Raw genomic sequence first — 413 nt, forward strand, 5'->3', positions numbered from 1 at the left:
GCAACACCATCGCCAGCAAAAGCTGCAAGAACCCCCTGGGAAAGAGCTTCATAACCGAGCTTTTGACCGCGTTTATAAAAATAATTGGAGAGGGTGCCAGGTAGGGAAAAAAGGACAGACAAAAGCCACCATAAAAACACCAAAATTCCAAGAAATAAAATGAGCACACTTAAGAGCGTCAACAGTGAAATAGAAAATCGAAAGTGCAAAAACGTTATGATCAAAACATCATTGTGATTAGCAACCCACCCAAAAGCCAAGCCTAACATACATACACCAAAAGTGTAAATCAAAACACGTGTCATTTTGAGCCTATTTACATTTTTGTTGCCTTAAGAGATTTTTGTTGCGTAGATAGCAGTAATTGCTGAAGAAGATGATGAACAGCAATGTGTCTTTCAAGTTGGCGAACA

1 protein-coding gene is annotated in these 413 nt (G+C 39.2%); it reads right to left on the reverse strand.

Annotated features, from left to right (window positions below):
* A partial coding sequence (locus ACFIK8_RS09175) for a heme biosynthesis HemY N-terminal domain-containing protein (protein WP_375669243.1) occupies positions 1-305 on the reverse strand: 305 nt, incomplete at its 3' end.
* Between the last annotated feature and the right edge of the window lie 108 nt (positions 306-413).

This window comes from Bartonella sp. MR168JLCBS (assembly GCF_042194175.1).